Source organism: Methanolobus sp. WCC4 (assembly GCF_038022665.1).
In the GTDB taxonomy this organism is placed as follows: Archaea; Halobacteriota; Methanosarcinia; order Methanosarcinales; family Methanosarcinaceae; genus Methanolobus.
On the sequence record NZ_CP150629.1, the window covers coordinates 2,844,942 to 2,851,899 of the forward strand.

A 6,958-nucleotide genomic window follows, 5' to 3' on the forward strand; every position below is an offset into this window, starting at 1 on the left:
GCAAAATAGAAAGGGTACGAATTACATGGCCTCTTCATGAGCTGTTCCTTCATCACAGAGAGAGGCATCCACCTGGGAACAGATAACTCCATTGTCCCCGGTATGGACCCTGTATGCCGCAACTATGGCACCAAGTACTATTGGAGCCAGGAAGAATCCGGCAACCCCACCTACAAAGGCACCGCCAAGGAATGCAATGAGGATAAGGAAGGGATGTATCTGGGATTTGATACTCGCAAGGTAAGGGCGCAGGACGAGTTCGGGCGGAGCATAGATTACTATCGAGGACACAACGAAGAACACTACTGCACTTTCAAGTCCCTGATCGATGTAGCGGTATATTGACAATACGACCAGCACCATATATCCGGCGAACATGGGTATGACAGATGCCACGAATATCAGGGCTGCCAGTGCAAGGATATGTGTGAAACCGAATGCATAGAATACTATCAGTGAAAGGACACTTACTATTAACGCAGCTGAAGCATTGCCCACGAAAACACCCTGCAGTATAACGTCAAGATTTAACAGGAAGCGTTTGAACGCACATTCGTACTCCTCAGGAACAATCCTTATCACAGCATTGTAAAGGTGCTCACCGTCCGCCAGCAGGAAATAGCAAAGGAAGACAGCCAGCAGCAGGTTAATACCGAACATCATGAAATTGCGGGCATATGATACCACACCGATCTGGCTCAGTATAGGGAAGAAGGATGTGGATACATTCCATATCATCTGCTGTACATCAGCACTATATCTTGCAGGAATATCTATGGACCTGAAAATATCGAAAGCTGAATTGAGTACATATGCCTGGTTCTCAATGACCCAGACTATCTGTCGGAGTATCTCCACCATTCCAGATCCTATGATAAAGATAACAGGGACAACGATACACATTGTGGCTATTACCGACCCCAGACGGCCCAAACGGGCCAGTTTTCTGGAGATAGGGCGGGCAATGTATGCAAAAACAAGTCCCAGAACCACGCCATCAGCAAGCGGGAAAAGTATGTAGACGAACAATATGAAAAGGAGAGAGATCGCAGCAAAGGATGCTATTTGCCATTTTGCATCGATAATGCGTGATATACCATCTTTTCCTGTAGTGACCATTTATACCCTTCAGATAATCTTTTGTGAATATATTATATATTAAGCTATTAATAATTAGTGCGATATTGATGCATTTAGATCATGCCAGCTTGTCCTTATATTTCAGGACCACACAGGCATCATCGCATTTTCCGCAACCTATACAGCTGTCGCTGACATGCACATAGCCATCCCTTACATCAATTGCATTGACAGGACAGGCCTTGATACATATACCACAACCAGTACACCGATGTGCCTTCAACAACTGCCGGGAGACATCATTGAACAGCTGATCAGCAGACTCTTTGCCTTCAGAATTCACAACAAGACTGCCTGATGAGAATATCTTGACCGTGGATGTATCCGACCTCACCATCAGAAGACCAAGTTCCTCTGAGAGGACCATCTTTCCGATGATGTTCATCACACCCATGGTCCTCTTCATTGAGAATCCGTGTATCGAGGCCTCGATGCTGTAACCTCCTGCCTTGCAGGGAGATATACCTGATGTGATATTGATACTGAACGATGAAGTACCGGCCTTTGCAGAAGTACGGATCCCTATTTCCTCACTTAGCTTCAGCATCTTTGGAGGAAGCTCTTTCCACCTCCACAGACCATGTCTGATGAACTCCTCTGAAAGACCGTTCTCTTCTGCCCATTGTAAAAGGAACGATTCCCATCTTTCGTACAGTTCAGGATGCAGGACCCTGAGCCTCTGGTATTCCGCTGAAAGGGCAGCAGGACACAGATAGCAACCAACCCTTTCAAATCCCATATCATAGAGAGGATTGTACTCCAGTTCTCTCCAGTAGATATACAGCCAGACCTCTATTGCTTTCCAGTCCTTGATAGGGAATATATTGAGCTGCCCCGGAACGAATGGGTTCTTCTCACTTGTGGATATGTTCGCCCTTGAGAATGATTCATATCGCCTTTTGCCGTCAACTGTTATGCACGTAGGAGCTTTTTCAAGACACTCCTCTATTGCAGTATTTGCAGGTGCAAGCTTGCATATCTTGCAGCACCAGCGGAAATCCTTCGCCGGGGGACCGAATGTGTCCACATTGTCCCAGAAATCCGAGACCGCCTTTTTCTCGATAAGTTCAACGCCATTATCCCTGCAGTATTTACGGGCAAATTCCACTGTTTCCGGGAATTCGATACCTGTATTGAGGAAGAATGCCCTGACCTCCCTGTTCTTAAGAGCACTGAGGGTAAGGTCAAGCACCACAAGACTGTCCTTCCCGCCACTGAACGATACGTTTACAGGGAGCTTTTTGTACTCCTTCTGGTTAGCTATCCCTTTTATCGTGTTGATAGCATTCTTCCCCATGGTACGTATGTATGGCAGATTGGCAGCTATCACATCATCCATAGCAGGAACCTTCCGGTTAAGTGAAGCATGCCGGGAATCGGTCCTTCTGACCCTCAGCACCGGACCTTCCACAGAGGATGCATCCTTCGCATCGCAATAAGATATCCCGAAGCCTGTGAGATTACCGGACCTTACAAGGATCACATCCCCTTCCAGAATATCGGAGGAAATAGACTCCACAAGGTCGTAGTTCACCTTTTTACCATTGAGATGCCTGGAATTCCTTTTCAGAATAAGGGTTTTATGAACGGTGTGTCCAAGAAGGATATTTGCACCATCTACAGAAGGTTCAAAAACATAGTCCATATTTTGAATATCAAAACGAAGGGTTCCAAAGAGAAGACCATCAACTATCACCTCATCGGTCTTATCATCACCCGGGATCTTGTTAAGGAGAACTATCCTTTCACCTAACGGGTCGCAGCCAAATGTGCCTGTCAGAAGGTCATAGAGGACACTTCTCTCGTAAGGCGAACAGAACCTTACATCAGCCGGTTGCGACAGGTCGATCCTTTTGCCCTCCCTGCCGCAGGTATTGCAGTCTTTTTCAAGAAGAGGTACATTACATTCCTCACACCAGAAGATATAGTCCTTCTCGTTGCTGGCATACCGTTGAACAGACTTTTTTGGAGCGTGACCTTTCCCGGCCATCCTGCTCATAGGTTTCTTTTGACCTGATGATGGCCTGTTAACACTTTTAAGATGTGACGCACCAGACCGAGGAGATCTTTGTTGTCGAGATGAAGAAGAACTGCCTTTTTTCATTGAGACCATTTAGAGCATACCAGCTTAAAAACGTGTTCTATCAACAAACTAAGAAAAAAGAAAAAGAAAGGATACCCGGACAGAGCCGGACATGTTCACTTAGAAAGATATTCATTTATTGCCTGTGCGGCGACCTTTCCGGCACCCATGGCACTGATAACTGTTGCGGCACCTGTGACGGCATCACCGCCTGCATAGACATTATCGATAGAGGTCTTTCCTGAATCATCAACTACAATGGTTCCCCTTGAGTTGGTCTCAAGTCCCTCTGAACCGGAGAAGATCATGGGGTTTGGGGAAGTTCCTATGGCAATGATGACTATGTCAGCATCCACTACATACTCGGAACCTGCAACTTCAACTGGTCTCCTGCGTCCGGAATAATCAGGTTCACCAAGTTCCATCCTGATGCATTCGACACCATTGACGGTCATGTTCTCACCTTCAAGTATGCGCACTGGGTTGCTAAGGAGCCTGAAGATGATGCCTTCTTCCTTTGCATTCTCAACTTCTTCCCTCCTTGCAGGAAGTTCTTCTTCGCCACGACGGTAGACTATGCTTACCTCATCGGCACCAAGTCGAAGTGCACTGCGCGCGGCATCCATTGCAACGTTACCGCCACCTACAACAACGACCTTTTTACCTCTCTTGATAGGAGTATCATAGCTCGGGAACTGGTAGGCTTTCATCAGGTTTACCCTTGTAAGGAACTCGTTTGCGGAGTAGACACCATTGAGGTTCTCACCTTCGATTCCCATGAACTTGGGCAGTCCTGCACCAGTTCCGAGGAATACCGCATCGAACTCGTTCCTGAGCTCATCAAGGGTCTTGATCTTCCCTATTACATAGTCAACTTTTACATCAACACCAAGCTGCTTGATGTACTCTACCTCTTCCTTTACGATCGCCTTTGGAAGCCTGAACTCAGGAATACCGTAGGTCAATACACCACCGGTGTCATGGAGTGATTCGAATATCGTGACCGCATGGCCTGCCTTTGCGAGGTCTGCTGCTGCTGTAAGACCTGCAGGTCCGGCACCTATGACAGCTACCGTCTTGCCTGTTGGTTCTGAACGTACCGGAGAGGTCACGCCCTTCTTCCTTTCATAGTCTGCACAGAAGCGCTCAAGCCTGCCGATAGCCACAGGTTCCCCCTTCTTTCCAAGAACACATTGCAGTTCACACTGCTCTTCCTGAGGACACACACGTCCGCAGACCGCAGGAAGCGTGTTGGTCAATTTGATGAGATCGATAGCGCCGTCAAGATCACTTTCCTTTATGCGGGAAATAAAACCAGGGATATCGATATTTACCGGGCAGCCTTCTACACATTTCGGGTTCTTGCATTCGATACACCTTGAAGCTTCGGCAAGTGCCTGCTCGTCGGTATAACCAAGAGCCACCTCATCGAAGTTCTGTGCTCTTACCTTAGGGTCCTGCAGTGGCATAGCCTGTCTGTCAGCCATCAGTTCTCCCCCTTGCAGGTACATTTGTGGTTATTATTGTGATTCTCAATACACTTTGATTCCTCGTCCCTGTAAAGAGCAAGACGACTCATCAAAAGATTGAAGTCCACTTTGTGGGCATCGAACTCAGGACCATCCACACAGGCGAACTTTGTCTCCCCACCTACGGACACCCTGCACCCACCACACATACCGGTACCATCGATCATTATAGGATTAAGACTTACAAGTGTTTCCACACCATAAGGCTCCAGCATACCTGCTGCAACCTTCATCAGAATAGGAGGACCTATAACAACTACCCTTGCGACCTTCTCGCCACTGTCAAGGATACCTTTCACCACATCAGTGACAAAACCATGGTGACCTTTGGAGCCATCATCTGTTGCAACATGAAGTTCATCTGAAGCTTCTCTCATCTCATCCTCGAGGATAAGGAGACTCTCGTTCCTTGCGCCGATAACTGAAATGACCTTGTTACCTGCCTCACGGTATGCCCTGACCTGAGGATAAACAGGGGCGATGCCTACTCCACCACCTACAAGGATGACGGTACCGAGCTCCCTGACGTCTGCAGGTGTTCCAAGTGGACCCACAAAGTCCTGAAGCTCATCTGATGATGACATCTTTGCAAGCTGTTTTGTAGTCTTGCCCATTTCCTGGAAAATGATTGTGACGGTACCTTCTGATGTGTCAAAATCAGCAATTGTCAGAGGTACCCTTTCACTGGTCTCGTCAATGCGTAATATGATGAACTGACCGGCCTTTGCGGCTGTTGCTACATCGGGTGCTTTGATCTTCATCAGGTGGACTGATGGTGCAATCTCTTTTTTTTCTACGATCTGGTATGACATGTGATCACATAATGTGTTAAATTAGAAATAATGGGAGTTTTGGGGATATGATTAAGTTAATAGTACTTAAGAATTGAGATGGAACGTAGTTTTAACATGGAGATTATCAAATTAGCTCATCTTTTTCTCCATTCTAATTTGACAAGCTTTTTCTCACACATAATTTGCAAATGAATTTGGATTTTTGACCTTGTTTTGCAAATTTGCAATCAGCATCAATTGATAAACAACAAAGTTCATGGTAACATAGAGTTCTCTGCTTCCTTTTCTGATTGATCTAACATCAAATTTGAGAATATGCTTCACATGCTTGTGAAACCTTTCACAATCTTGTCTTGTCCCTTTTTTCTTCTGGAATTCTGCATCCTCCATGTTCTGATTTCTTAGATACATTCCAACTTGCTTTGACCTTCCATGTTTGTAGAGGAACTTCAATTTTCTGTTAAGTGGAAAGTGGGGGTCTCCCCCACTTTTCCACATCTTGTTCATCCAATGATTGATTCTCTCTATTCTTCCTTCCTCACTGACAACAGCATCAGAAGGAAGGGATATTGTAGGATTCACATTAAGATCATTCCAGATATCTGCGTAGTTAGTGAATGAATCATATGCACCATCCAAAGCATATGAATCAACTTCAGGATTCAATCTTTTCAAGAACTCAATATGCTGTTCCAGTTGTGGAGAATCATGTGCCAGTCCCTTTGTATACGTCATGTACAATGGACAAGTTCCGATTAATGTGATATGCGCTTTATCCATTTTACAGTTATAATGCGGATTATAATCACTATGCTTGTCGTACCTAGAAGCTTCAATAGGTGTTGAATCTGTTTTTAGGTCCTTTGAAGATGTTAGATCTAGTATTCTCGAAGCTACTTTTTGCATTATTTCCCGGAATCCATTTTCTCCTAACCTGTATTTCACAAAGTGGTGAAGTGTTGCTCCAGTTGGCATTGAAATATCATCGTTCGTATTAACAAAACGAAGAAGCAGAGCTTCTTCATCTGTTAGCGATGAGATAGTTTTGTCAAATGAGAGTTTTCTGAAACACATGACAATGGTGAGTTTTATCATAGAAGAAACACGATACTTGAAATGCCAGTCTTTATTGGAATAGTAGTTGTTTTCAACATGCTGTGCGATATCATCGATATTAAGAGAATGTAGCAACCGGCAAATTGACACATTATCTTTACCAACGTAGTTTCGAATGGAGTCCTCAAAGAGGACTCCTTTATACACAGTACAAATATCCTCCATGAGACTGGCCAAATTTATACTATATGAATCTATTGACCTAGCTACTGTTTTTTTTTTGGGGGGGGGGGGGGGGCGAGGTCTTAAAGAAAAAAGAGGTAAGCTTTTAAGTCAAAATTCTAATTTGATGGACT

The 6,958-nt window shown here is 45.1% G+C and carries 5 protein-coding genes; all 5 read right to left on the reverse strand.

Translation table 11 applies throughout. From position 1 onward, the window contains the following. Positions 1-21: 21 nt before the first annotated feature. The 5 genes from V7O63_RS13550 to V7O63_RS13570 all read right to left on the reverse strand — a co-directional run bounded on the left by V7O63_RS13550 (position 22) and on the right by V7O63_RS13570 (position 6,827). The gene (locus tag V7O63_RS13550) at positions 22-1,119 is read right to left on the reverse strand and encodes an AI-2E family transporter (RefSeq protein WP_340819076.1); all 1,098 of its coding nucleotides are present in this window, start codon (positions 1,117-1,119) and stop codon (positions 22-24) included. A 79-nt stretch (positions 1,120-1,198) separates the two neighbouring features. Then, entirely contained in the window at positions 1,199-3,139 is a 1,941-nt protein-coding gene (locus V7O63_RS13555; RefSeq protein WP_340819077.1) for a phosphoadenosine phosphosulfate reductase family protein, read from the reverse strand. Positions 3,140-3,339: 200 nt separating this feature from the next. Beyond that, the gene (gene gltA / locus V7O63_RS13560; protein WP_340819078.1) at positions 3,340-4,710 is read right to left on the reverse strand and encodes an NADPH-dependent glutamate synthase; all 1,371 of its coding nucleotides are present in this window, start codon (positions 4,708-4,710) and stop codon (positions 3,340-3,342) included. After that, positions 4,710-5,564 (reverse strand): sulfide/dihydroorotate dehydrogenase-like FAD/NAD-binding protein, encoded by an 855-nt coding sequence (locus V7O63_RS13565; protein ID WP_340819079.1) that lies wholly within the window; start codon positions 5,562-5,564, stop codon positions 4,710-4,712. The genes gltA and V7O63_RS13565 overlap by 1 nt, the downstream gene beginning before the upstream one ends. A gap of 153 nt (positions 5,565-5,717) precedes the next feature. Beyond that, a complete protein-coding gene (locus V7O63_RS13570) occupies positions 5,718-6,827 on the reverse strand; it encodes a transposase (RefSeq protein ID WP_340817689.1) in 1,110 nt (369 codons plus the stop codon). Between the last annotated feature and the right edge of the window lie 131 nt (positions 6,828-6,958).